The sequence below is a fragment of the Micromonospora vinacea genome (assembly GCF_015751785.1).
In the GTDB taxonomy this organism is placed as follows: Bacteria; Actinomycetota; Actinomycetes; order Mycobacteriales; family Micromonosporaceae; genus Micromonospora; species Micromonospora vinacea.
The window spans coordinates 3,855,863-3,877,659 of the sequence record NZ_JADOTY010000001.1 but is presented as its reverse complement, the minus strand read 5'-3'; the positions used below and the strand labels follow the sequence as shown (position 1 = coordinate 3,877,659).

Here is a 21,797-nt window from a genome sequence, read left to right as displayed (position 1 = left end):
GGGTCAGGAGATCTTGCGGCGGTAGGTCAGGTTGGCGAACTGGTAGGCCACCACGAGGATGCCGACGCACCAGGCCAGGGCGGTCCAGATGCCCGACCCGATCGGTTTCTGCGCGAAGAGGTCTCGGATCGCGTTGACGATGGCGGTCACCGGCTGGTGCTCGGCGAAGGCGCGCACCGGGCCGGGCATCGACGCGGTGGGCACGAAGGCAGAGCTGACGAACGGCAGGAAGACCAACGGGTACGAGAACGCGCTCGCACCATCCACGGACTGGGCGGTGAGGCCGGGGATGATGGCGATCCAGGTGAGCGCCAGGGTGAACAGCACCAGGATGCCGGCGACGGCGAGCCAGCCCAGCACGCTCGTGCCGGTGCGGAAGCCCATGAGCAGGGCGACGAGGACGACGACGACGAGCGAGATCAGGTTGGCCACCAGCGAGGTCAGCACGTGCGCCCAGAGCACCGAGGATCGGGCGATCGGCATGGACTGGAACCGTTCGAAGATGCCGCCCTGCATGTCGAGGAAGAGCCGGAAGGCGGTGTACGAGATTCCCGAGGCGATCGTGATGAGCAGGATGCCGGGGAGCAGATAGTTCACGTACGAGTCGGAGCCGGTTTCGATCGCGCCGCCGAAGACGTAGACGAACAGCAGCATGAAGGCGATCGGCATGACCGCCGTCGTGATGATCGTGTCCGGGCTGCGGGCGATGTGGCGCAGCGAGCGTCCCAGGAGGACGGTGGTGTCGCCGAGGAAGTTCCTGTTCATCGTTGTTCCTTCTCCGTCTTGGCGCCGACGAGGGTGAGGAAGACGTCCTCGAGGGTGGGCTGCTTCTCGACGTACTCGACCTCGGCGGGCGGCAGGAGCTGCTTGAGCTCACCGAGGGTGCCGTTCACGATGATGCGTCCCTCGTGGAGGATCGCGATCCGGTCGGCGAGTTGTTCGGCCTCGTCGAGGTACTGGGTGGTGAGCAGCACCGTGGTGCCACCCCGGGCGAGTTCCTTGATCGCCTGCCACACCTCGATGCGCGCCTCTGGGTCCAGCCCGGTCGTCGGCTCGTCGAGGAAGATGACCGGCGGGTTCCCGATCAGGCTCATCGCGATGTCGAGGCGGCGGCGCATTCCGCCGGAGTACGTCCGCACCCTCCGGGTGCCCGCCTCGGTCAGCGAGAAGCGCCTCAGCAGGTCGTCCGCGATCGCACCGGGCTCCGTGAGGTGCCGCAGCCGGGCGACCAGGATCAGGTTCTCCCGCCCGGTGAGGATCTCGTCGACCGCCGCGAACTGCCCGGTGAGGCTGATCGACCGCCGTACGTCGGCGGCCTGGGTCGCCACGTCGAAGCCGGCGACCCGGGCCGTGCCGCCGTCGGCCCTGAGGAGTGTGGCCAGGATCTTCACCACTGTGGTCTTGCCCGCCCCGTTGGAGCCCAGCAGGGCGAAGATGCTGCCCCGCGCCACGTCGATGTCGACGCCGCGCAGCACCTTCAGCTGCTTGAACGACTTCTCCAGGCCGTGCACGTGGATCGCGGGTTGCTCGGCCTGAGCCGTCGGGTGCGAATTGCTCATGCCGGCAGCATGGAGGGTTGACGCAGCGTCAAGGTCAAGCCCGCGGGCCGCCTGTCTCAGTCGGGCTTCGGTTGGGACCGCAGGCGACGCATCTGGGTGTGGCTGAGGTCGTGCGCTCGGTTCATGTGGCGGGTGATCACCTCCAGCTCCTCGTCGGTGTGCTCGTCGAGGAGTTCCTGCCAGGACTGGCCGAGGTCGTCCCAGACCGCTGTGACCCGGTCGAGGCGGTCTGGCACCGGGGTGACCAGCACCCGGCGCCGGTCCTTCTGATCGGGCGTCCGTTTGACGTAGCCGCCGCGTTCGAGCCGGTCGACCAAGCGGGTGGCCGACCCCGTGGTCAGGCCGGTCATCTCGGCGATCTCTCGGACCGTGGGCGGCGCGGAGGCCGCCGAGAGCAGGCTCAGGAACTGCACGTCGGTCGGGTGGAGCCCCAGGTGGTCGGCGATGGCCTGGTTGAACAGGACGTACGCGGCCAGATAGCGCCGGGACGCCATCGACAACTCCTCGAACAACCGGGTCCGGCGCTTCGCCGTCATCCGCATCACATCCCAACTAGTTGCGTGACGCAGCGGTTCGCCATGATCTGCTGCGTGACGCAGTTAATGCGTTACGCAGCTATATTACCTCTCGGAGGACCCATGCTCACCATCGCCGTCACCGGCGCCACCGGGGCCCAGGGCGGTGCCACCGCCCGCGCCCTGCTGACCGCCGGCCACCGGGTACGCGCCATCACCCGCCATCCCACCTCGCCGGCCGCCGAAGCCCTGCGTGACCTCGGCGCCGAGGTGCGCCAGGCCGACTTCGACGACCGAACGTCCGTCGACGCCGCGCTCGCCGGAGCCGACTCGCTGTTCGCTGTCACCACACCGTTCGGCACCGACCTCGCCACCGAGGTCCGGCAGGGCAGGACCCTCGTCGACGCCGCGGCGGCCGCCGGCCTCGGCCACCTCGTGTTGACCACCGTCGCACACGCCGACCGCGACACCGGCGTCCCGCACTACGAGAGCAAACACCTGGTCGAGCAGCACCTGCGCACCTCGACGGTGCCCTGGACGGTCATCGCGCCGGCCGCCTTCATGGACAACTACGCCAGTGGCTGGACGCTCGACGGCCTGGGCAGGGGTAGCTTCGCCTGGCCGATGCCCGCGGACCGGCCGCTCGCCCTCATCCCGGCGGTCGACATCGGCGCCTTCGCCGCGCTGGTCCTCCAGCGCTCGGGCGAATTCGTCGGCCGCCGCATCGACATCGCCTCCGACGAACGCACACCCGCCCAGCTGGCCGAGATCCTCACCGATGCCATCGGCCGCCCAATCACCCACGTGCAGGTGCCGCTGGCCCAGGTTCGACGGCGGTCCACCGACCTGGCGGCCATGTTCGACTACTTCAGCACCGTGGGCCTGACCGTCGACGTCGCCGCGCTGCGCCGCGACCACCCAGAGGTCGGCTGGCACAGCTTCGCCGACTGGGCCGCCGCCCAGGACTGGCCCGCACTGCTGCCCGCGACGCGTGCCCGACCCTGACTCTTAACTCCGATGTCACCCCCCGATCCCACGGGTGACGTGTCGCTGTCCGCCCGCAGGAGTTGGCTGCCAGTCGTCGCACTACGTCTTGACCAGGAGTTGATCCGCGTGCCTTCCTCTCGCCGTACCTTCCTCGCTGGCGGCGCCGCCGCTGGCGTCGGCCTTGCCGTCGCTGGCGGCCTGCCGTCCCTGGCCCAGGCCAGCCCGGCCCGGCCGCACCCGCCGGTGAAGCCCGGCAACGTGCCCTTCCCGCCGCTCGTGGACGACCCCAAGGGAATCCTGGCCCTGCCCAAGGGCTTCAGCTACACAGTGGTCACCCGGACCGGCGTCACCCGACTCGACCGCGGCCAGGGCACCACCCCGTCCGACCACGACGGCATGGCCGTCTACGACGCCGGCCACGGCCGGTACACCCTGATCCAGAACCACGAGATCGACCCGGGCGCCGAGTTCGGCGTGCCGCACGTCAAGGGAACGGTCTACGACGCGGGCGCCGTCGACGCCGGCGGTTGCACCGTGATCAAGACCGACCTCGCGGGCCGCAACCTGGGTGAGTTCGTGGCGCTCTCCGGCACCATCTCCAACTGCGCCGGCGGGCCGACCCCCTGGGGCACCTGGCTCACCTGCGAGGAGACCGAGGACCGGGCCGGCGACACGTGGGAAGAGGGCGGCCGGTCCGGCGTCTACCAGAAGGACCACGGCTACGTCTTCGAGGTGTGGTCCGACGGCAGCGCCGACCCGAAGCCGATCAAGTGCCTGGGACGCTACTCCCACGAGGCGCTGGCCGTCGACAAGGACCGCACCCGGATCTACCTCTCCGAGGACGCCGACGAGCCCAACGGCCTCTTCTACCGCTGGACGGCGCCACACGGCGTCAAGCTGGGCCCGGGCGTGCTCACCCGCCTCGCACCGAACGCCGGTGTCCTCGCCGCGATGCAGATCATCATGGATGACGGTTCGGTGCTGCCGGACGTCGCGTACCTGACCTCCGCCCAGCTGGGCCGCCCCTTCCCGGTCCGGTGGATCGAGGTGCCGGACCGCGACGCGCGCACCAAGTCGGTACGCGAGCAGTTCGCCGACGGCCAGGTCACCCGCGGACGCAAGTTCGAGGGCGTGTGGGCCACCGACGAGGGCGTGTACGTGGTCAACTCGTACGCCTGGGACGAGGGTGACCTGCCGGCGGACGCGGCGCCGCACGACGGAATGGTCTGGTTCTACAACTACAGGAACCAGACCATCCAGCTGGTGACGTACTTCCCGCACCAGACCGCCTCCGAGGAGGGTACGCCGGTCAAGTACACCGACCTCACCTTCGACGGCCCGGACAACGTGACAGTCACCCCGTGGGGAAGCCTCGTGCTCGCCGAGGACGGCACTGGCGCCTCGCACGTGCTCAGCACGATCCCGGGTGGGCCCACCTACGCGATCGCCCGCAACCAGCTCAACGACTCGGAGTTCTGCGGGCCGACCTTCAGCGCGGACGGCAAGGTGCTCTTCGTCAACATGCAGGACCCGGGCCTCACCCTGGCCATCACCGGTCCGTGGGAGAAGTACCTGGGCTGACCGAGCCCACACTGGGGGCCAGGCGATTTCGCCTGGCCCCCATCAGGTTCGGCCGCCCGACTGGGTCAGCGGGACGGCGATCGACGCCAGCCACGGGTACGGATAGTTGAGGTCCGGGGCCGACACCCGGTCGAGTTCGCGTAGGCCGTCCTGCGGGATGGTCACCGATTGGATCGCGGCCGATTCGGGGGCACAAACCGTGCCCCCGAATCGGCGCGACAATCGGCAGCTCGTTACCGGCGGCCGAACTTGACACTCACCTCTGCCACTGGTCAGGCGGGTACGAACTGCCATTGCTGGTTGGTCCCGCTGTTGGCGGTCCACTGGACGACCTGCGCGCCGTCGCTGGTGGAGGCGGCGTAGACGTCGGCTGCCAGTCCGCTGCTGCGGCTGACGATGGTGTAGTAGCCGTTACCGGTGGGCCGCAGGTACCACGACTGGTTGGTGCCGCCGTTGGCCGACCACTGCTGCAGTTGTAGGCCCTGCGTGGTGCTGCCGGCGTTGACGTCGAGCATTTTTCCGGAGGCGGTGTAGCGCAGGGTGTAGGCGTCCTGGGTGGTGCTGATCGTCCAGGTGGGGGTGCCGCTCTGCTGGACCGCCTTGGCGCCGTCGGCGGTGGAGTTGCCGGCGATGGCGAGGGGTTTGCCGCTGTTGCGGTTGACGATGCGGTAGGTGCCGGGCGTCGGTCCGGTTCCGCCGCTTCCACTGAGGTTGAGGTACTCGACCGCGTCGGTGAAGACGGTGCTGCCGGACTTCGTGGTCGACAGCTGCAGGTACACGCGGCTGCCGGTGGCGGGGGCGGTGAAGGACACCGGTTGGGTGACCCGTGAGCCGAGCGGGATGGTCAGGTTGCTGCTGCCGGACGCGACGACCGCGCCGGTCGGGCTGTCGAGCCGGGCGGTCCAGGCGAAGTTCACCGAGGTGTTGGTGAAGTCGTCGTTGAACACGGTGATGTTGCGGGTCACCGTGGCGTTGCGGGCGTAGCTGGGCACGGCCTGCGGCAGCGGGAAGCTGCCGTTCGAGTCCGAGTTGCCGGAGGCGGACCAGTACGGGAGGTCGACCGCGGCCACCGGGTTGAACGCCGCCTGCACGCGCTGGATCTGCGGGTTGCTCCACGGGTCGGGCAGATTGTCGACGCCGTAGATCGGGTGACCACCCTCCTCCGGGGTGAAGTCGGTGCTCCGCACGCCGGGCACGACGCTGGCCCAGGCGGACAGCAGCGTGTACGGACGCAGGTCGGTGGCGCCCTTGCCGCGCTTGGCCAGGGTTGCCGTGGCGAACCACTCGAAGCCTTGCTTGTTGTTGCAGGCCGGCCAGATGTACTCGCCCTCACCGTCGGGCCGCCCGTTCACGGTGATCAGGCCCTCCCCGTACCTGCCGAAGCCGTCGACGTAGTGCGGGATCACCGCGAAGTTGGCGTACGTCATCCCGGGATACAGGCTGACATTCCCGCCGACGCCCACCTCGACAATGATCGGCCGGGTGCCGTCGGCGCCGTTCATCGCCGCGTACAGGTCCTTTTCGAACTGTTCGGAATCCTGGCCGCTCTGGTTCGGCTCGTTGTTCTGACTCCAGCGGATGATCGCGGGGTGGTTGCGGTCGCGCAGGACCAGCGCACGGGCGTGGTTGATCATGTTGTCGCGCCCGACGGAGTTCTGCCACTCCTGCGAGGATTGGGAGCCGCGAATCGCGACCTCGTCGATGATCATCAGGCCCATCTCGTCGGCGACATCCAACATGTATGGGCTCCCGGGCTCCTGGTGGATGCGCACCACGTTGTAGTTCAGCCGCTGGTAGTTGTCCACCGCCTGCGGCCAGCCGCCGTTGCCGGACGACGGGGGCAGGAAGCCGGGCAGGGTGTGGTACGCGTCGCCCTTGCCGCCGTTGTTGATCCGGTCGTAGTCGGCACCCTGGAGGTTGTCGCCGCGGAAGTTCGCGCGCACGCCGTTGAGGTAGTAGTAGTCACCGTTCTGGGTGGCCTCCCGGAACCCGAACCGGTAATCGGCGTCGCTCGTCCGGCCGTCGTCGGTGACGGCATGCACCGTCAGCCCGTGCAGCTGCGCCCGGTACCCCGACCGGTACGGCACGTTGGGCCACCAGTACGAGGTGCTGTCGAGGTTCCACGCGACCGGCCCGACGGTCACGGTCACGGTCGAGCGGGCCGCCACGGTGACCGTACGGCTGGGCAGTGCCGGGTAGTTGAAAGCCGTTCCGTTGTTGGACGACAGCGACCCGGTCAACGTCACCGACCGGGAACTGCCCGACGTGTTCCGCACCGTCACGTCGTAGGTCAGCGTCTTGTTCGCCACCGACGTACGCACGAAGGTGTCGCTGACATACACCGCCGGGTACACCCGCAGGAACGCGGACCCGAAGATCCCCTGCGGTATCGCCTCGGACCACGTGGCGGCGTCGGGCACCAGGTACCGGCCGTTGGATGCCTTCAACGCGCCGCGGCCCTTCACGTTCACTGTGATCGTGTGGGTGGTGCCGGGCGCCGCGTATGCGCTGATGTCGAAGTTCGACGGGGTGAACGCCGTCGTCTGGGTGGCGACCACGCGGCCGTCGACCGACAGTGTCGCCTGGTGGTTGACGGCGCCGAACTCGATCCAGGTCGACTGCGGCTGCCCCGAGTCCGGCACGGTGATGCTGCGCGAGTACACCGCCTCGTTCACGTCGGTGAAGCCCTGCTTGTACCAGCCGCCACCGGGTACCGCGATCGTAGTCGCCGCCCGACCCGCGGGCGTGAAGTTCCACGTCCCGGCCAGGTCGACCGAGGCGATCGCGGCGTTCCCGGCCGCCACACCGTCAACACCAGCGGCCGCGGCACTCTGCGTCGCGACCGGCGCGGCCAGGGCCGACCCGTGGATCGCCAGGGCCACGCTCGCGGCGACCACGGCTACGGCCAGCCCTCCAGCCGCTGCCGGCAACCAGCCGCGCCAGCGGGCGTTCGAACGATGCATGCCAACCTCCTGTGACTCATCCGCCAGCTGCACGACACCGGTTCAGCGCACAGCCTCTAGGCCGAGACTCGAACCGATTCGACGAATCTGCCGGCGTCGCCGACCACCCGGGAAGGGTGACTACGGCCCAATACATAGATATGTATTAATGGGTGCATCGAGCGTTAAGTCAAGGTTTCAGGACGGTTACTTCCTGTTCCTGACGCCTCGCAGGCTCCGAGCGGCCACTGATGAGTACGACCCTTCCGGAGTGCTGGGGCATCGCGCTCAGGCATTCCGTGTCGCCGGCCCACCGACACCGCGCCGATCGATAGCGAATCGATTCGCCTCTGCGGCAGCCGGCCGCGTGACTCGTCGAAGGCGTGGACAGCACTGCGGTCCTCGGCGAAGTCGGCGGGCGGCCCCGCCTGACCTGTTTCGAAGCTGCGGTTAGGGTGTTGGCCAGGAGCGCGCTTCGCCGGCGTCAGGGGCGGGTTACGGGATCTTGATGGCGAGTTTCTGACTGCGTAGACATGACTGCGCAATCATACAGGACTATGGCCGGCGATGGGAGGTGCCGTGACGCGACTGGCGAGGCCGGGTGGAAGCCCTCCGACGCCGCGCAGCGTGGACGTCGCGCGGCTGGCCGGCGTCTCCCAGAAGACGGTGTCCAGGGTCCTCAACGACGAGCCGTATGTCTCGGCCGACGTGCGCCGGCGGGTCCTGGACGCCGCCGCGGAGCTCGGCTACCGGCGCAACCAGGCGGCCCGGGCGCTGGCCTCCGGGCGGACCCGGTCGATCGGCGTGGTAACGCTCGGCAGCGCCTTGTACGGGCCGGCGTCGTGGCTCTTGGGCATCGAGCGGGCGGTCCGGAAGGTGGGCTACACGCTGCAGGTGGCCACCACGATCGAGGGCGACCCGGGCGGCATCGCGAGCGCCCTGGCGTCGCTGCTGGACCAGGGCGTGGACGGCGTCGTCATCTCCGAGCCGATCGACGAGGGCGTCGGCCTCATCAGCGTCGACGTGCCGGTCCTGGTCCTCGGCGCGCCGCCCACCTTCACCGCGCCGCAGGTGGTGACCGCCAGGGTCGGCGCGGGCCGGCTCGCGCGGGCCGCGACCGAGCACCTGCTGGAGTTGGGGCACGCGACCGTCCATCACCTGGCCGGCCCGCAGCGGTGGTATTCGGCACGGGACCGTCTCGCCGGCTGGCGCGAGGCGCTGCGAGCCCACGGCGCGGACGAGCCGCCGGTCGTCGAGGGCGACTGGTCGGCCGCGTCCGGCTACGCGGCGGGCCGGGAACTGGCCGGCGACGGCACCGTGACCGCGGTGTTCGCCGCAAACGACGACATGGCGATCGGTCTCATCCGCGCGCAGCTCGAGGCCGGGCGCCGGGTGCCCGAGGACATCAGCGTCGTCGGGTTCGACGACATCCCGGTCGCCGCCTACGTCACTCCCCCGCTCACCACCGTGCGGCAGCCGTTCGACGAGGTCGCGCGGCAGGGCCTCGCGCTGCTGGTACAGGTCATCGAGAAGCCGGACGCCGAGCTTCCACCGGCGCCCGACCAACCGGTCGAGCTCGTCGTCCGCAGCTCGACGGCGCCACCACCGCCCCGGCCGATCCCGGGACGTGGCCGCCACTAGTCGAGACAGAACTCGTTGCCCTCGACGTCCTGCATGTTGAGGCACGACTCGTTCTCGCCGTCGGCGAGCAACAGCTGCCCGCGTACCGCGCCGAGCGGGATCAGTCGCGCGCATTCGGCCTCGAGGGCGGCCAGGCGCTCCTCGCCCACCAGCCCGGTGCCGACCCGCACGTCGAGGTGCACCCGGTTCTTGACGACCTTGCCCTCGGGCACCCGCTGGAAGTACAGGCGCGGACCCACCCCCGACGGGTCACTGCACGCGAACCACGAACCCTGCTCGGAACTGACATCGTCCCAGGTGGCGAACCCCTCCGGGGGCGGCGGCGGGACGTACCCCAACACCTCACACCAAAAACGGCCGACGCGCACAGGCTCGGCGCAGTCGAAAGTCACTTGTACCTGCTTGACCGACATCCGCTCACCTTACGAGTCGCGCTACCGCCGCTGTCCTCGTACCCCGGGGCTAGGAGGTGACACGCTGGCCACGGCCGGCCGTGGAGATCTCACTCCACCTTGGTGAGAAGTGGTTTCCCCTTCTCGACGACGTACGTGGCCAGTTCGACAGCGATACCGTCGCCAACGTTGCGGGCCTGGTGGTGCACACCGTATGGGACCGTGAGCGCGTCGCCGGGGTTGCACACCATGGGTGGCTGCCCCTCAAGCCGATATTCGAGCGTGCCCTGCAGAACGCAGATGATTTCCTCGCCCGGGTGGAAGTGCTTGAACGGCGGCGAATCCGGCGTGAACTCCACCCGAGTCTGGATGACCTCTCGCCCGGGGATGCTGAGGTCGTGCCGTTGCAGATCGATCCGCCACAGCCCTGGTGCTGACTCCACCGCTGTGGGGCTGATCCCCTCGGGTCGGTCCTTGGTGCTCATGACGGCCTCCTGTGAGCCGTCGGGCCGACGGCCACTACTCGGATTGGTGCATCCCCGTCGAGGATAGGTAGCCGCAGACGATCAGGGGCGGGGATGCCGACACGGAGGTTCGATTCCGCGAAGCCGGCCTGTGCCGGGCGCGTAATTCGGCTTGTGCTGTTTCCTGAGGGCTGCTTCGCTGTTGCCCGTGACCGAGCTTCGTACGCCTCGACTGCGTCTGTACCCCATCGACACCGCAGAGGGTGAACGCATCGTCGGGCGACGCCCCGGGGCCGGGGATGACTGGGCCGAGGACTTCCCTTTCGACGGCGACGTCCTCGGCGTGCGGGGCTTTCTCGCCGCCACCGCCGCCTACGGCGACCGACGTCCGTTCGGGCACTACCGGATCACCCGCGCCGCCGACGGCAAGGCCATCGGAGGAATCGGCTTCAAGGGTCAGCCGGAGGACGGACGCATCGAGGTCGGTTACGGTCTCGCCCCGTCAGCCCGGGGAAACGGCTACGCGGCGGAGGCGCTCGCCTCCCTGCTCGACCTCGCGACCGTACACGGACTGTCCCGCGTCGTCGCCGAGACCACCGGCGACAACGTCGCCTCCCGGCGGACCCTCGAACGTGCCGGCTTCCGGCACACCGGCACCGACGATGAGCTCTACCAGTACGAGGTATTCCTCGGTGCCCCTTCGCGACCGACTCGGACGCGGTAGTCCGATCCCCCGGCGGCCCGCGGCAGCCGAGTTCACCGATGGGGCAGCAGCCCTCGTTCGGTCATGTGGGCGCGCAACGTCTCGGCATCCTCGGCGGACATCAGCCAGCGCGGGATCACGGTCGCGGGCATTCGGCCGACGTACACGACCCAGAAGTCTCCGGCGTCCCGCACCTGGGCAACCCCGTCCCAGGCGATGCCGCCGGACTCCGAGCCGCTGCGCATCATGATGTTGTCGTCGGTGATGTCGTAGGCGCCCTCGACGGCGTAGCTACCGGAACGGCGCCGGGCGCGAGCCAGCACCCACGGCCGGTACAGCATCGACAGCACGCCGGCCACGACCAGCGCGGTCCACAGCGGCGAACTCCGCTCGCCCCACCCGAACCCCCGCGAGACGACGAGGCCGATGACCCCGACCGCCGTCAGGACCGCCCCGATGTAGCCGAATCTGCGGAGCCGAGCGTTGCCGAGCGCAGCGGCCACCCGGCCCGGGTAGGCGGGATCGGCGGGGACGTCAAAACGGATGTGCACGCCAGAACGATAGTGCCTCCGGTGCGGCAGTCTGATGAGGTGAACGCCGACGACGTCCGAGTGCCCCGGGCCCAGGCCGGGTCCAGCCCGCAGCACCTGCTGACGACAGTGCTCGGCGAGTACCTCGACTCCTCGGATGCCGACCTGCCGTCGACGGCGGTCATCGCGATTCTGCGGGAGTTCGGGATCAGCGAGTCCAGCGCCCGTGCAGCGCTGTCCCGGCTGGTCAAGCGTGGTCTCATCGCGACACGAAGGAAGGGGCGGTCGCCGGTCTACCACCTCACGCCGCAAGCGATCGCCAAGCACCGCTCCCGGATGCGACATTTCCTGAACTTCGGCTCCCGGCCGACGCCGTGGACCGGCGAATGGGTGCAGGCGTCCTTCTCCGTTCCGAGCGCCGGCCAGGCGTCCCGTCATGCGCTCCGCAGGTCGTTGACCGCACTGGGGTTCGTGGGCCTGTACGACAGTGTGTGGATCCGGCCGGGATCCGAAGCGACACCGGTGAAGGAGGCGCTGCGCGAGCTGCTGCACCACGTCGAGGGTGCCCGGTGGTCCGTCATGCGGGTCCGGTTCGACGAGGAGGCGGGGCCCCATGGCCCGGCCTCCGCGTACGACCTGTCCAGTCTCGCCTCCGCGTACTCGAGCTTCATTCAGCAGTACGCACCGCTGCGCGCGGCCGCGCGCAGCGGTGCGGTGGATGCGACCCGGGCGCTGGTGGCTCGGACCTCGGCGATGGATTCCTGGCGGAGGTTCGCGGACATCGACCCGGACCTTCCCCCGCATCTGCTGCCGCAACCCTGGCCTCGCCAGGAGGCCAGGGAGACCTTCCTGGACATCCACTCCGCGCTCGGTTCACTCGCTCAAGCGCGTCTGGTCCAGGTGGCAACTCCGCACTGGCCGGATGCCGCCTCGTGGATCACCCACTTCCAGGCTTCGCGGAACCCCGCGCGCCCGGAGCCGACCAGACATTGACACTTTTCGTTGCGGCAGTGATAGTAACTGCACACAGCTCCCATCGGAGCGCCTGTTGGGACCGCGGCCGGGCGGTCGCCGGCGCTGAATGAGCGGGCAGTGGCGACCGAGGGCACGGCCGCCACCCAGGCCGCGACGCGCCCACGTCGACCAGACCCGTGGCCAGCGCTGACCACTCTCGTCGGGGCGCGAGTGACACCACCGCCACCGCGGGGAGCGCCACCGTGACTGTTCCTGGAGGGTGCAATGAGAAGGCGAGCAAAGATCTACGCGGGGATGGCGGCCGCCATCGTCCCGGTCACCTCCGTGATCATGGCGCTCGGCGGGACACCGGCGTCCGCCGCCATCGGCGGTTCCGGCCCCTATCCCGCCGACTACGAAACCTCGGCCACCCTGGCCAACCACACCATCTTCCGGCCGCAGACCCTCCCTTCCGAACGCCTGCCCATCGTCGTGTGGGGCAACGGCGGCTGCTCGGCCAACGGCCTCTCCCAGGGCAACTTCCTGCGCGAGATCGCCTCCCACGGCTTCCTCGCCATCGCCAACGGCGCCCCGAACGGGTCCGGCTCCACCACCTCCCAGATGCTCACCCAGTCCATCGACTGGGCGGTCGCGGATAACTCCCGGCAGGGCAGCAAGTACTACAACAAGCTCGACACGAGCAAGGTCGCCGTCGCCGGCTTCTCCTGCGGAGGCCTGGAGGCGTACGCCGTCTCGAACGACCCGCGGGTCACCACGACCGGCATCTTCAGCAGCGGTCTGCTGAACGACGCCGACGACTACCAGCTCAGGAGACTGACCAAGCCGATCGCCTACTTCGTCGGCGGGCCCAGCGACATCGCCTACCCGAACGCGATGGACGACTGGGGCAAGCTGCCCGCCGGCCTGCCCGCCTTCATGGGCAACCTGAACGTCGGGCACGGCGGCACCTACGACCAGGCCAACGGCGGCGAGTTCGGCCGGGTGGCGACGCTCTACCTCAAGTGGCGCCTGAAGGGCGACGCCACCGCCGGCCGCAATTTCGTCGGCGTCGACTGCGGTCTGTGCCGCAGCCAGTGGAGCGTCCAGCAGAAGAACCTGACGCTCGACGACGGCACGCCGCCGCCCACCACCCCGCCGCCCACCACACCGCCCCCGACCGGTACCCCCGGCTGTACCGCCGTCTACTCCGTCCAGGACCAGTGGAACGGCGGATTCGTCGCCAACGTCAGCGTCACCGCGGGAACCACAGCGCTGACCGGCTGGCGGGTCACCCTCACCCTGCCGAGCGGCGCGTCGGTCAGCTCGCTCTGGAACGGGGTCAGCAGCGGCACCAGCGGAACCATCACTGTCGCGAACCAGAGCTACAACGGCCGGCTGCCCGCAGGTCAGGCCACCAGCTTCGGCTTCCAGGGCACCGGCAGCGGCAGCGGAACCACAGCGAGTTGCACCGGTAGCTGACGCCCCGGGGCAGATCGAGTCGTTCGGCGGGCCGGTGCCCCGGCACCGGTCCACCGAGGCCCGGCGGATAGGGAAGACTGGCGCGCATGGCTGACCTGAGCGATGCGAAGACCGCGCTGCACGAATACCTCCGCGAGAACCGCGAAGACCTCATCTGGAAGCTCGACGGGCTCAGCGAACGCGAGGTCAGGCTGCCCCGCACGGCGACCGGCAACAACCTGCTGGGCGCGCTCAAGCACTGCCTCAATGTCGAAGCCGGCTACTTCGGGCCCACCTTCGGCCGCGAGTTCCCGACACCCGACGAACTGGTCCCCATGGCCGCGTTCGACGAGGACCCGCAGGCAGACTGGTACGCCCGCGAGGACGAGACGAAGGACGGGCTGATCGACCTGTATCGCCGCGTCGGCGCGTTCGCCGACCAGACGATCGACCAGCTACCGCTGGATGCGCCGGGGCAGGTGCCGTGGTGGCGGCCGGGTCGGCAGGACGTGACGCTACAGCGGATCATCATCCACGTGACCTGCGATATCGCCCGGCACGCCGGGCACGCCGACATCATGCGTGAACAGCACGACGCGGCGATCGGCCTCCGGCAGAACAACACCAACATCCCCGACGAGTACGACTGGCCGGCGTACGTCAGCAAGCTGACGAAGCTCGCCGACCAGTTCGGATGATCGGAAAAGCTGCCAGCGCGAGCGACGACCTCGACCAGATCGAAGCGGCTTTCCTGGGTACGCCACTGGCCGGCCTGCCGATCGGGTACGGCCCGTCGGGCACCGTCCTCGTCACCGACGTCGACCCCGACCGTCTCCACGAGGTCTGGCAGGCCGCCGAGGCGCTGGTGCCGGTCACCGGGCACCGGCCCGTCATGGTCAGCGACGACTTCGACGACGCGCTGACGATCCGGTCCGAGCCCGAGCAGGGTCCGTCGGAGTCGGAGCTGCGTGCGTTCGCCGAGGCGGCGGCATCGTCCGAACCCTGGTTGACCTTCCGCCACTACGGCGAGGACCAACAGGTCGACGAGGATGAGATCGAGTTCTGGGCGCGTGGCACGACCGGCGTCGACCTGACCGATCTGGCGTCGGATGTGGCACTACCGACGCCGCGGCCGGTGCTGGCGCGGGTGCTGTACGACCGGCTGCTCACCGACGCCGACCTGCACGCCCAGGTGCTTGGCAACGTGCGGCTCGTGACGCAGACCGACTACTGGTATACGCCGGACAGCGTCCTGCTCATGTTGCTGCCCACCAGCGACGTCCGCAGCTCGGCGTACTGGCTGGACTTCTTCGGTGCGCTCACCGAGGAGGATCGGCAGGGGCTCGCCGAAGTGCTGGCGCAGTGGCGTCACCGGTGGGACGCCCGCCTTGTCGCCTCGTGGGGCACCATGCTGCAGTTTCAGGTGGGTCGTCGCCCGACGCCGGGTGACGAGGCGTGGGCTGCCGCCGGTCAGCTCAAGGCCCTCGCTCCGAACCTCGAACTGAGCCGGTGGGAGGTCGCCGTCGCCCTACCGGCCGGCGACGCGTGGTTCGTCCACAACCGGCCCTGACCACCCGACGACGCGGCCCTACCCGACTATTCCGCTTGCTCGACGACGGTATGAGAAACCTCGTGGATCAGGTCGAGCGGTTCCTCGGTCCAGTGGGAGACGAGGACGAGCTCCCGGGCCGGATCGACCCACAGCAGGTGTCGTCCGCCGTTGCCCCGGGCGCTGCGGCCGGTCGCCGGTGCCCCGGGCCACGGCACCTGCTCATCGTTGAGCCACCACAGATAGCCGTACTCCCGCTTGACCGGGCACGGAGCCCAGGACTGGTCAACCCACTCGGCGCTCAGCAGTCGGGTCCCGGCACGGGTCCCCCGGTCCAGGAAGAGCTGCCCGATCAGGGCCAGGTCCCGGGCGGGGACGATCAGTCCCCCGCCCCAGTGCGCGCCGCCGGAGACCACCTCGACCCGGCGGCCGTCGAGGTCGACGACGCTCGTCCGGTACCCGTGCCACGACCACCGGTCCGTGGCACCCAGCGGGTCCATGATCCGCTCCCGCAGCACCTCCGGCAGCGACCGACGAAACAGCAGCGTCAGGGCGTACGCGAGCAGGTTCATCCGTACGTCGTTGTACGCCCACCCCTGGCCCGGGGGTGTGCCGTGCACCTCGGTCCGCTCGCGGAAGCTCTGCGCGTCGACGCTCGTCGGCTTGCCCCACAGCTCGCCGTCCCACTGACTCGACTGCTGCAGCAGATGGCGCCAGGTGATCTGCTCGTTGTGCGGCCCCCGGAACTCGGGAACGTCGACGACCTGGTGCACCGGTTGGTCCGGCACCAACAGCCCGTCGTCGAAGGCCAGGCCGGCCACCACCGACACGACCGACTTGGTGACGCTGAACGCCATCTCCGGGACGTCCGGGTCGCCCCAGGCCGCGACCTCCCGACCCCCGACCCGGACCACACCACTGGCTCCACTGGCGGCAAGCAGCGGGCCGACCACCTCGCGGTGACTCACGTCGGAGACCTGTGCCGCCCGGTAGGTCTCGATGTCGGCCGCGTCTGTCGTCCACCGGGCGCCGAACTCCCGGACGACCCGCTCCAGCCGCTGCTGATCCACCGACACGTGACCCATGCCCAGCAGTCTCCAACACCCCCGCCACCGGCAGGCCGAGCCGTGACCAGCCACATAGGATCGGGCGACCTCGTACGCCGGAACTGAGGAGCGTCAGGGATGACCCTGCTGGAGCGTCTACACCTGGCCGGTATGCGTGAGGTCGTCGCGGTGCAGCCGGTGACCGGTGGGCTCGCGGCGCTCGCGGGCATCGCCACCCGCCGGGACGCTCCGCCGGTGTTCGTCAAGGCCTTCGCCGACCCTCCGGCCGATGACGTCTTCGTCGCCGAGGCCGAAGGGCTGGCCGCCCTGCGTGAGCTCGGCGGTGTGGCGACGCCCGAGGTGATCCTGGCGGACCGGGACGTACTGGTCTTGTCGGTGTTGCGCCCGAGGCCGCGGAGCGAGGCCTTCTGGGAGCGGTTCGCGCACCTGCTCGCCCACCTGCACCTGAGTACGACCCATCCCCGCTTCGGCTGGCACCACGACAACTGGCTGGGCCGTCGCCGCCAGGTCAACACCTGGAACGACGACGGCTTCGCCTTCTTCGCACAGCACCGGCTGCTGCGCTGGCTCGACCAGCCCCGCGTCGAGGCGGCGCTCGACGCGGAGGACCGGGCGGCGCTGGAGCGGCTCTGTGACCGGCTGCCCGACCTGCTGCCGGAGCGTCCGGCGTGTCTGACGCACGGCGACCTGTGGGCGCAGAACGTCCTGGCCACCGCGGATGGAGAGCCGGCTCTGATCGACCCGGCCGTGTCGTACCTGTGGGCCGAGGTCGACCTCGCTCACGTGTGGTCCACCTCGCCCCCGCCCGAGGCGCGACGGATGTTCGAGGTCTACGCCGAGCTGACCTCGCTCGACGCCGACTGGGAGGCCCGGATGCCGGTCATCCAGCTGCGACAACACCTCGCCGTGCTGGCCCAGTTCGACGACGACTGGGGCGCGGCCGACCAGATCCGCGCCGTCCTGGCCCCGTTCCGGACGCGATCCTGACCACAGGGCCGGTCGCCGAGCGCGGCGACCGGCCTGGCCAGTCGATCCCGTCGACGGCAGCCGAGGCCCGCGCGCGGAGCGGGGGTCGGGCCCCTCCACTACGGTGACCCCTGAATGGGGGTGGGCCATGGCACCGGAGGTGTCGCTGCGAAGGGCCAGGGCCGTGCTCGTCACGCTCTCCCTCGCCGCGTTCGCGTTCATCACGACCGAGCTGCTGCCCGTCGGTCTGCTGACCCGCATCGCACCCGATCTGGACCGGTCCCGCTCACAGGTGGGTCTGCTGGTCACCGGGTACGCAGTGGTGGTGGTGCTGGCGTCCGTGCCGCTGACCCGACTGACCCAACGGGTCCCCCGGCGGCAGCTGCTCGGCGTCACGATGCTCCTGTTCGCCGCCGCGAACGCCGCCGCCGCGCTCGCGCCGACGTACGCCGTGCTGGCCGGCACCCGCCTGGTGACCGCCCTCGCCCAGGCGCTGTTCTGGTCCGTGGCCACGGCGACAGTGATCGGGCCGTTCCCGGTCGCGGTGCGCGGTCGGGCGGTGGCGCTGTTCGCGACCGGGGCGACGCTGGCCCCGGTGCTCGGCGTACCTCTCGGCACCTGGCTCGGGCAGCAAGCCGGCTGGCGCGCGGCGTTCGCCGTGCTGGCCGGGATCGGTGTGGCGATCGCCGCCGCAGTGCTGCTCCTTCTCCCCTCCTATCCTCCGGCCGCCGGCGGTGCCGCCCGGGGCAGCGCGCCGGACGGCCGGCGCTTCGCCATCCTGCTGATCGCCACCGCCCTCGGCATCGGCGGCCTCATGACCCTGCAGACCTACGTGGCTCCGTTCCTGCTCGACGTCAGCGGCTTCGCCGACGCGGTGCTGGCGCCGCTGCTGTTCGTCTCCGGCGCGGCCGGCGTCGTCGGCACCCTGGTCGCGGCCCGGACTCTGGACACCCGGCCGATCGCTTCGCTGCTGACGCCGTTGGCCATCGGCACGGCCTCGCTGCTCGGGCTCTACGCGCTCGGCGAGCTCAAGCCGGGCGTGGTCGCGCTCCTCGCCGGGATCGGCCTCGCGTACGCGGCGTTCGGCTCCGCCGTGCAGAACCGGATGCTGCAACTGGCCCCCGGCAGCACCGACATCGCGTCGGCCGGTGTCGGCACCGCCTTCAACGCCGGCATCGCCGGCGGATCACTGCTCGGTGGCGCTCTCCTGCCCACAGCGGGGGCACGCCCGCTGGCACTCGCCGGCGGGCTGCTGACGCTGGCCGCGCTCACGCTGCTCGTCGTGGACACGCGTCGTGGCCGCGCCGTCGCGCCGGAGCCGACCGTCGCCAGTCCCCCAGCTACGCGCCGGTCCGGCTCGCCTGCCGTCGGAAAACCCTCCGGTACGCGCCGGGCGTGACGCCGAGGAGTTTTGTGAACTGAGATCGGACGTTGCTCGACTCGTTCCCGCCGTCCGCGTGGGTGAGCGGCGGGACAGCAGGTATCCGGTGCCCGCGGCGGCGAGCCCGGCGAGGCCGGCCGTCGCGAACCCGCCCGCCGGCACGGAGAGGTCGATCGCCACGCCGACGAGCGGGGATCCGAGCGCGAAACCAGCGCTCTGCGCCGACGATTGCAGACCGATGACCTCGCCTCGCACACCGGGCGGCGCCAGCCGGCTCACCGCGTCGGCCACCGTGCCAAGGGTCGGCGCGGTGAGGAGCCCGCTCCCGACGACTGCCACGCACAGCCAGGGCCAGTCGCGGGCCAGCCCGGCCGGAATCGTCACGAGCCCGAGCAGGCCGAGCAGCAGCCACGTGGGCAGCGGCCGGGTCAACGCGCCGTAGATCAGTCCGCCGACGACGGACGACACGCCGAACACCACGACGACCACGGCGGCCCAGGACACCTGACCGGCCTCCCGCAGCGTGGCGACGATGGCGAGGTCGACGCCGCTGAGCAGCGTCGTCGTCCCGAACGCCATCGTCAGCGCGGCGATCATCCTGGCGCCGAGCCATTGCCGGCGTGGAGGTCGTTCCGCGGCGGCGGCGTCCGCCTCGTCCCGGGCGCGCATCGGCGGGTTGAGCACGGCGATACCGACGCCGCCGGCCAGGATCGCGGCGCCGACCCCCCACGCCACCACGTCGGGGGACACCGTCGCCGCGCCCAGGATCACCACCGCCGGCCCCACGATGTACGACAGCTCGCCCTGCACCGATTCCAGCGCGAACGCGGCCCGGCGCTGCTCGGCCGTCGTCATCGCGGCGATCGCCTGTCTGCCCACCGCCTGGGCCGGCACCATCAGCAGGCCCGCCACGAAGCTGGCGACCAGCAGGAACCCGTACGGCAGGACCGGCACGCCCAGCCAGAACACGACCTGCGCGGTGACGGTCACCAGCAGGACGCGCCGCAGGCCCCGCGAGTCGATCATGCGGCCGAGCAGCGGCCCGCCCAGCGCCACTCCGGCGGTCAGGGCCGCCGCGACGCCACCGGCTGCCGCGTAGCTCAGCTCCAGGTCGAGGACGACGAAGAGGGTCAGCGCCATGACATCGGCCGTTATCGCGGTGCGGGCGAGCAACGAGACGCCCAGCAGCGGTGCCATCCCTGGCACGGCGAGCACCTGCCGGTAGCTGGTCACCAGGTCGACGCTAGTTCCGCCCGCACGCCATAAGAAGACGTCATTTCGTTGAGGTCGGCATAATGATTGCTTATGGCCAGGGACCTGGAGACCGCCCTGCTGCGGTCGTTCGTCGCCGCCGTGCGGGAGGGCAGCATCAGCCGTGCCGCCACAGCGCTCGGGCAGACCCAGCCCGGTCTCAGCCAGCAGTTGCGCAAGCTGGAGAGCGTCGTCGGCCGTCCACTGCTGCACCGGTCGTCGGCCGGTGTCTCCCCGACCCGGGCGGGCGAAGAACTCCTGCCGTACGCCGAACGCATCCTCTCGCTCTCCGCACAGGCACTCGCCGAAACCGGACGCGCACTCACCGGCCACTGCGGCGTCGGCCTGCTCGAAGACCTCGCCGCGTCCCACCTTCAGCAGGCCCTCGCCGATCTTGCCCGGCTGCACCCCGGCGCGACGCTGGAGGTGCTCAGCTGCTCCAACGCCGCAATGCGGGAGGCCTACGACGCGGGCCGCGTCCAACTCGTGCTCGACGCGGTACCGGACATTCCGGGGCCGCCGCGTTGGACGGTGCGTGCCCCACTGGTCTGGGCGACCGGGCAGGGTGTGGACGTGTCCGCCGATCCGCTGCCGGTGGTGCTCTTCTCCAACCCCTGCTCCTGGCGGACGTCCGTGCTGGACGCGCTGGAGCGTGCCGACCGGCGCTGGCGGGTGGCCTTCGAGAGCAACAGCCTGGCCGGGGTGCTCGCCGCGGTACGGGCCGGGCTCGGCGTCGCGGCGCTCATGCCCGCGAACCTCGAACCGGCCATGATCTGCCGCGGCACGGATGCCCTGCCCGCCCTGCCGGACGTCGAGTTCGGTCTCGCCCGGCATCCACGGACCGAGGGTGATCCGCTGATCGACGCCGTGGAGGCGGCGCTGCGTCGCATCGTCTGAGCAGGCGTCCTCGTCGTCGGGCCGGCGGTCACCCACTCCCCGCGCTGACGACCGCCATCACGATCAGGGTGCGTCGCCGCCGCTGACTCATCAGCGCGAAACAGGCGGTGAGCACCACCAGCTCCAGCTCGGCCCACTCGCCGGTGACGTCGACACGGATCGGTCCACCGCGTCGGCCGGGGAGGCGCACCGCGAGACGGTGCCCGTCGCGTACCAGCTCACCGCCGCAGCGATCGGGCGACCAACGCGCCACCCCGCCGGGCCCCGGCACGTGCGACCGGCCCGGGTCGAGCCGCACCGGCACGCCGTGCTCGCCCCGGGCGGTGAACCCGATGCGTCGGCGGCCGGTCGGTTCGACAGTCCAGCGGCCGGTGCCGGTGCGGATCTCGCCGCACCGCCAGGTCCAGCCGGTACGCAGCGAGGCGCGCGCCCCGGATTCGAGGACGAAGACCCCGTCCTGCTTGCGGACGGTCAGCGCGGTCATCGGTTCGCCCTGGCCGGGCGAGGCCGGGGCAGGCCGAGGATGAGGATGACGCCGACGCTCAGGTGCAGCAGCGCGAGGGTCGCCTTCGCTCCCCCGCCGACGCCACTCGGTGGGCCGACCACGAGCGACAGCAGCAGCACGGCGACCGCTATCGACGTCCACCAGACGCGGGGGCGGTTCGTGAGGCGTTCCAGCGCCGCGAGCAGCGCCCAGCCGGCCAGTGCCGCGACCACCGTGGCCACGATGACCGCGGCCACCGTGATCTGCCGGGTCGAGCTTCCGGACGTGACCGCCAGGTCGACGCCGGCCGCCGAGTGCAGGAGCGCGAACTCGACCACTGCCACCACGATCGCGCCGGCCGCCACCGCGGCCCGTCCGAGGAGAAGGTTGTTCGTCATGGTCTGAGTCTGTGGACCGGGCCGGGCCGAGCGCGTCGGCCCGGACGCCGCGGCGGGTACGTCCGCCGGCTGCTCGGC

Annotated in this window: 22 protein-coding genes and 1 pseudogene; 11 read left to right on the top strand and 12 right to left on the bottom strand. The window is 70.4% G+C overall.

What is annotated here, in order from left to right:
* Positions 1 to 3: 3 nt before the first annotated feature.
* Genes IW249_RS18485 through IW249_RS18475 form a run of 3 tightly spaced genes read right to left on the bottom strand, consistent with a single transcriptional unit; the run spans position 4 to position 2,095 of the window.
* Positions 4 to 765 (bottom strand): ABC transporter permease, encoded by a 762-nt coding sequence (locus IW249_RS18485; RefSeq protein ID WP_196921890.1) that lies wholly within the window; start codon positions 763 to 765, stop codon positions 4 to 6.
* Positions 762 to 1,559: an ABC transporter ATP-binding protein gene (locus IW249_RS18480; protein ID WP_196921889.1), complete on the bottom strand. Its 798-nt coding sequence runs from the start codon at positions 1,557 to 1,559 to the stop codon at positions 762 to 764. Before IW249_RS18480 ends, IW249_RS18485 begins: the two co-directional genes overlap by 4 nt.
* Positions 1,560 to 1,615: 56 nt before the next feature.
* Entirely contained in the window at positions 1,616 to 2,095 is a 480-nt protein-coding gene (locus IW249_RS18475) for a MarR family winged helix-turn-helix transcriptional regulator (RefSeq protein WP_196921888.1), read from the bottom strand.
* 102 nt (positions 2,096 to 2,197) lie between these two features.
* Between IW249_RS18475 and IW249_RS18470 the strand changes: the two genes are divergently transcribed.
* Positions 2,198 to 3,079, top strand: a complete 882-nt coding sequence (locus IW249_RS18470) for an NmrA/HSCARG family protein (RefSeq protein WP_196921887.1) — start codon at positions 2,198 to 2,200, stop codon at positions 3,077 to 3,079.
* Between the two features lie 108 nt (positions 3,080 to 3,187).
* Positions 3,188 to 4,642 (top strand): alkaline phosphatase PhoX, encoded by a 1,455-nt coding sequence (locus tag IW249_RS18465; RefSeq protein WP_196921886.1) that lies wholly within the window; start codon positions 3,188 to 3,190, stop codon positions 4,640 to 4,642.
* A gap of 42 nt (positions 4,643 to 4,684) precedes the next feature.
* On the opposite strand, the gene IW249_RS34770 is transcribed toward IW249_RS18465, so the two are convergent.
* Positions 4,685 to 4,807 (bottom strand): hypothetical protein, encoded by a 123-nt coding sequence (locus IW249_RS34770; protein ID WP_269215278.1) that lies wholly within the window; start codon positions 4,805 to 4,807, stop codon positions 4,685 to 4,687.
* Positions 4,808 to 4,914: 107 nt separating this feature from the next.
* On the bottom strand, positions 4,915 to 7,605 hold the full coding sequence (locus tag IW249_RS18460; protein WP_196921885.1) for an RICIN domain-containing protein: 2,691 nt from the start codon (positions 7,603 to 7,605) through the stop codon (positions 4,915 to 4,917).
* A gap of 558 nt (positions 7,606 to 8,163) precedes the next feature.
* On the opposite strand from IW249_RS18460, the gene IW249_RS18455 reads away from it, so the two are divergent.
* Positions 8,164 to 9,225 (top strand): LacI family DNA-binding transcriptional regulator, encoded by a 1,062-nt coding sequence (locus IW249_RS18455; protein ID WP_307788628.1) that lies wholly within the window; start codon positions 8,164 to 8,166, stop codon positions 9,223 to 9,225.
* Here the strand turns inward: IW249_RS18455 and IW249_RS18450 are convergent.
* Together IW249_RS18450 and IW249_RS18445 are read right to left on the bottom strand one after the other, a co-directional pair.
* Positions 9,222 to 9,638 carry a VOC family protein gene (locus tag IW249_RS18450; RefSeq protein WP_196921884.1) on the bottom strand — a complete coding sequence of 139 codons (417 nt, stop codon included), beginning with the start codon at positions 9,636 to 9,638 and terminating at the stop codon, positions 9,222 to 9,224. The genes IW249_RS18455 and IW249_RS18450 overlap by 4 nt on opposite strands.
* Before the next feature lie 89 nt (positions 9,639 to 9,727).
* Positions 9,728 to 10,102, bottom strand: coding sequence for a cupin domain-containing protein (locus tag IW249_RS18445; protein WP_091400980.1), 375 nt, complete (start codon positions 10,100 to 10,102; stop codon positions 9,728 to 9,730).
* 187 nt (positions 10,103 to 10,289) lie between these two features.
* Here IW249_RS18445 and IW249_RS18440 point away from each other — a divergent pair, with 187 nt between their 5' ends.
* A complete protein-coding gene (locus tag IW249_RS18440) occupies positions 10,290 to 10,805 on the top strand; it encodes a GNAT family N-acetyltransferase (RefSeq protein ID WP_196921883.1) in 516 nt (171 codons plus the stop codon).
* A 32-nt stretch (positions 10,806 to 10,837) separates the two neighbouring features.
* On the opposite strand, the gene IW249_RS18435 is transcribed toward IW249_RS18440, so the two are convergent.
* On the bottom strand, positions 10,838 to 11,335 hold the full coding sequence (locus tag IW249_RS18435; protein ID WP_196921882.1) for a YcxB family protein: 498 nt from the start codon (positions 11,333 to 11,335) through the stop codon (positions 10,838 to 10,840).
* A 21-nt stretch (positions 11,336 to 11,356) separates the two neighbouring features.
* Here IW249_RS18435 and IW249_RS18430 point away from each other — a divergent pair, with 21 nt between their 5' ends.
* The 4 genes from IW249_RS18430 to IW249_RS18415 all read left to right on the top strand — a co-directional run bounded on the left by IW249_RS18430 (position 11,357) and on the right by IW249_RS18415 (position 15,296).
* The gene (locus tag IW249_RS18430; RefSeq protein ID WP_307788627.1) at positions 11,357 to 12,307 is read left to right on the top strand and encodes a PaaX family transcriptional regulator; all 951 of its coding nucleotides are present in this window, start codon (positions 11,357 to 11,359) and stop codon (positions 12,305 to 12,307) included.
* 246 nt (positions 12,308 to 12,553) lie between these two features.
* A complete protein-coding gene (locus tag IW249_RS18425; protein WP_196921881.1) occupies positions 12,554 to 13,747 on the top strand; it encodes a cellulose binding domain-containing protein in 1,194 nt (397 codons plus the stop codon).
* A gap of 86 nt (positions 13,748 to 13,833) precedes the next feature.
* The gene (locus IW249_RS18420; RefSeq protein WP_196921880.1) at positions 13,834 to 14,424 is read left to right on the top strand and encodes a DinB family protein; all 591 of its coding nucleotides are present in this window, start codon (positions 13,834 to 13,836) and stop codon (positions 14,422 to 14,424) included.
* Positions 14,421 to 15,296 (top strand): DUF4253 domain-containing protein, encoded by an 876-nt coding sequence (locus IW249_RS18415; RefSeq protein ID WP_196921879.1) that lies wholly within the window; start codon positions 14,421 to 14,423, stop codon positions 15,294 to 15,296. Before IW249_RS18420 ends, IW249_RS18415 begins: the two co-directional genes overlap by 4 nt.
* A gap of 26 nt (positions 15,297 to 15,322) precedes the next feature.
* Here IW249_RS18415 and IW249_RS18410 read toward each other — a convergent pair whose 3' ends face one another.
* Positions 15,323 to 16,360 carry a serine hydrolase domain-containing protein gene (locus IW249_RS18410; protein ID WP_196921878.1) on the bottom strand — a complete coding sequence of 346 codons (1,038 nt, stop codon included), beginning with the start codon at positions 16,358 to 16,360 and terminating at the stop codon, positions 15,323 to 15,325.
* A 99-nt stretch (positions 16,361 to 16,459) separates the two neighbouring features.
* On the opposite strand from IW249_RS18410, the gene IW249_RS18405 reads away from it, so the two are divergent.
* Together IW249_RS18405 and IW249_RS18400 are read left to right on the top strand one after the other, a co-directional pair.
* Entirely contained in the window at positions 16,460 to 17,329 is an 870-nt protein-coding gene (locus IW249_RS18405) for a fructosamine kinase family protein (protein ID WP_196921877.1), read from the top strand.
* Positions 17,330 to 17,456: 127 nt separating this feature from the next.
* The gene (locus IW249_RS18400; RefSeq protein WP_196921876.1) at positions 17,457 to 18,707 is read left to right on the top strand and encodes an MFS transporter; all 1,251 of its coding nucleotides are present in this window, start codon (positions 17,457 to 17,459) and stop codon (positions 18,705 to 18,707) included.
* 357 nt (positions 18,708 to 19,064) lie between these two features.
* On the opposite strand, the pseudogene IW249_RS34320 reads toward IW249_RS18400, so the two are convergent.
* A pseudogene (locus IW249_RS34320) lies at positions 19,065 to 19,886 on the bottom strand (MFS transporter); the annotation flags it as partial.
* A 108-nt stretch (positions 19,887 to 19,994) separates the two neighbouring features.
* Between IW249_RS34320 and IW249_RS18395 the strand changes: the two are divergent.
* Positions 19,995 to 20,837 (top strand): LysR family transcriptional regulator, encoded by an 843-nt coding sequence (locus IW249_RS18395; RefSeq protein ID WP_196921875.1) that lies wholly within the window; start codon positions 19,995 to 19,997, stop codon positions 20,835 to 20,837.
* Positions 20,838 to 20,865: 28 nt separating this feature from the next.
* Here the strand turns inward: IW249_RS18395 and IW249_RS18390 are convergent, their stop codons facing one another.
* Both IW249_RS18390 and IW249_RS34315 read right to left on the bottom strand, forming a co-directional pair.
* Positions 20,866 to 21,321 (bottom strand): hypothetical protein, encoded by a 456-nt coding sequence (locus IW249_RS18390; RefSeq protein WP_196921874.1) that lies wholly within the window; start codon positions 21,319 to 21,321, stop codon positions 20,866 to 20,868.
* Positions 21,318 to 21,719, bottom strand: a complete 402-nt coding sequence (locus IW249_RS34315; protein ID WP_231392567.1) for a DUF6069 family protein — start codon at positions 21,717 to 21,719, stop codon at positions 21,318 to 21,320. The genes IW249_RS18390 and IW249_RS34315 overlap by 4 nt, the downstream gene beginning before the upstream one ends.
* Between the last annotated feature and the right edge of the window lie 78 nt (positions 21,720 to 21,797).

Coding starts and splice junctions, on each gene's coding strand:
- IW249_RS18460 (WP_196921885.1), bottom strand. CDS start 7,605: ATGCATCGTTCGAACGCCCGCTGGCGCGGCTGGTTGCCGGCAGCGGCT.
- IW249_RS18485 (WP_196921890.1), bottom strand. CDS start 765: ATGAACAGGAACTTCCTCGGCGACACCACCGTCCTCCTGGGACGCTCG.
- IW249_RS18415 (WP_196921879.1), top strand. CDS start 14,421: ATGATCGGAAAAGCTGCCAGCGCGAGCGACGACCTCGACCAGATCGAA.
- IW249_RS18390 (WP_196921874.1), bottom strand. CDS start 21,321: ATGACCGCGCTGACCGTCCGCAAGCAGGACGGGGTCTTCGTCCTCGAA.
- IW249_RS18445 (WP_091400980.1), bottom strand. CDS start 10,102: ATGAGCACCAAGGACCGACCCGAGGGGATCAGCCCCACAGCGGTGGAG.
- IW249_RS34315 (WP_231392567.1), bottom strand. CDS start 21,719: ATGACGAACAACCTTCTCCTCGGACGGGCCGCGGTGGCGGCCGGCGCG.
- IW249_RS18425 (WP_196921881.1), top strand. CDS start 12,554: ATGAGAAGGCGAGCAAAGATCTACGCGGGGATGGCGGCCGCCATCGTC.
- IW249_RS18420 (WP_196921880.1), top strand. CDS start 13,834: ATGGCTGACCTGAGCGATGCGAAGACCGCGCTGCACGAATACCTCCGC.
- IW249_RS18450 (WP_196921884.1), bottom strand. CDS start 9,638: ATGTCGGTCAAGCAGGTACAAGTGACTTTCGACTGCGCCGAGCCTGTG.
- IW249_RS18480 (WP_196921889.1), bottom strand. CDS start 1,559: ATGAGCAATTCGCACCCGACGGCTCAGGCCGAGCAACCCGCGATCCAC.
- IW249_RS18470 (WP_196921887.1), top strand. CDS start 2,198: ATGCTCACCATCGCCGTCACCGGCGCCACCGGGGCCCAGGGCGGTGCC.
- IW249_RS18400 (WP_196921876.1), top strand. CDS start 17,457: ATGGCACCGGAGGTGTCGCTGCGAAGGGCCAGGGCCGTGCTCGTCACG.
- IW249_RS18475 (WP_196921888.1), bottom strand. CDS start 2,095: ATGACGGCGAAGCGCCGGACCCGGTTGTTCGAGGAGTTGTCGATGGCG.
- IW249_RS18405 (WP_196921877.1), top strand. CDS start 16,460: ATGACCCTGCTGGAGCGTCTACACCTGGCCGGTATGCGTGAGGTCGTC.
- IW249_RS18395 (WP_196921875.1), top strand. CDS start 19,995: ATGGCCAGGGACCTGGAGACCGCCCTGCTGCGGTCGTTCGTCGCCGCC.
- IW249_RS18410 (WP_196921878.1), bottom strand. CDS start 16,360: ATGGGTCACGTGTCGGTGGATCAGCAGCGGCTGGAGCGGGTCGTCCGG.